The organism is Streptomyces sp. SID5785 (assembly GCF_009870065.1).
In the GTDB taxonomy this organism is placed as follows: domain Bacteria; phylum Actinomycetota; class Actinomycetes; order Streptomycetales; family Streptomycetaceae; genus Streptomyces.
Map to the genome: position 1 here is coordinate 1 of NZ_WWIA01000148.1, position 1,554 is coordinate 1,554.

Consider the following 1,554-nt stretch of genomic DNA (forward strand, 5'->3'; position numbering starts at 1 on the left):
AGACCCCGCCCGCGTCGGCCGGTGCGGCCGACGCGGGCGGGGCGGCGAGGGTGACGGCCGCGCCGGTCAGCGCGACGGCGCAGGCGGCGGTGGACAGCGCGCGGCGGGTGCGACCGTGAAGTGAGTCAGACATGGCGTCCACCCTGCACCCTCGTCCTGACCAGAATCTGACCGCCGCTCCCCCACGCACCCTGCACGCACCGATCGGCGGACGCGTACCTTCCCCGCATGGACTTCTTGCTCCTGGGCCCGTTCACGGCACGACACGACGGTGCCCCCGTCGTGCTCACCCGCCGCAGGCAGGAGCGCCTGCTGCTCGTCACGCTCCTGCTGCGCGAAGGAAGGACCGTGGCCGCGGGCAGGCTGATCGACGCGCTGTGGCCCGAGGGCGGACCGGCCGACCCCCGGGGCACGCTGCACACCTACGCGGGCCGGCTCCGTGCCGCTCTGCGCCCGTACGGGATCGCTCTCGACCGGGGCCGGGACGACGGGTACGCCCTGACACTGCCGGCGCAGGCCCGGCACACGATCGACGCGGTGGAGTTCACCGACCTCCTGCGCCGGGCCGACGCGTCGGCCGATGCCCTAGACCGGGTCCGCCTCTACGACGCGGCCCTGGCCCTGTGGCGCGGCAGCCCGCCGCGGGTCCCCGGCGCCGCACCGCTCGAGGAGCTTCGGCTCACGGCCCTGGAAAGGCGGGCCGAGGCACTGCTGGAGAGCGGCGACCCCGCCCGCGCCGCCGCCGACCTGACCACCGTCGTGGCCGAGCACCCCACCCGCGAGCGGCTCGTGGCCCACGCCATGACCGCCCTCCACCGCTGCGGCCGTCGCGCCGAGGCGCTCGAACTGTTCCGGGCGACGCGGCGACGGCTCGCCACCGACCACGGCGTCGAACCCGGCCCGGATCTTCACGCGCTCCACGACCAGGTCCTGCGGGGCGACCGCCGTCTCGAGGCCCCGCAGACGCCCGTCCACGCCGTCCGGATCCGGGACGTCTGGCTGCCCTGGAACACGAGCGGCCATCCGGCGCTCGAGTTCTGCAACACCTATGCGGGCTGGGGCGGCCCGCGACTGCCCGGCTCCGAATGGCTGCGCGGGTACCGCTCGCTGGCCGCGTGGGCCGGGCATCTGGACCTGGCCGAGGACGCGGTGGTCACCCGGCTCCTGGAGGAGGCGGAACAGGACCCGCGGCAGGCGGCCGACGTGGTGGACGAAGCGCGTGACTTCCGGGCGCAGCTCTACGCGTGCCTGACCGATCCCGCCGATCGGCGGGCCTTCAGGGCGGTGGCACGGGCGGTGGAGGCCGCGGGCCGCCTTGCGGTCTTCGAACGGGACGCCGACGGCCTGGCCCGCTGGCGCATCCCCGCCCACCGGTCCGGACTGCGCCTGCCCCTGCACGCCGTGGCCCGGAGCGCGGGCGAACTCCTCGCGGATCCACGGCGCTTCACCGTGAGCCGCTGCCCGAGCGCCGAGTGCGGCTGGCTGTTCCTCGACGCGAGCGGGCGGCGCCGCTGGTGCAGCCTGGCGACCTGCGGGCGCCGGGCCTGAGGGCGA

At 76.1% G+C, this 1,554-nt stretch carries 1 protein-coding gene; it reads left to right on the forward strand.

From position 1 onward, the window contains the following. Positions 1-228: 228 nt before the first annotated feature. Positions 229-1,548 (forward strand): BTAD domain-containing putative transcriptional regulator, encoded by a 1,320-nt coding sequence (locus tag GTW43_RS04730; RefSeq protein WP_161300353.1) that lies wholly within the window; start codon positions 229-231, stop codon positions 1,546-1,548. Positions 1,549-1,554 lie beyond the last annotated feature (6 nt).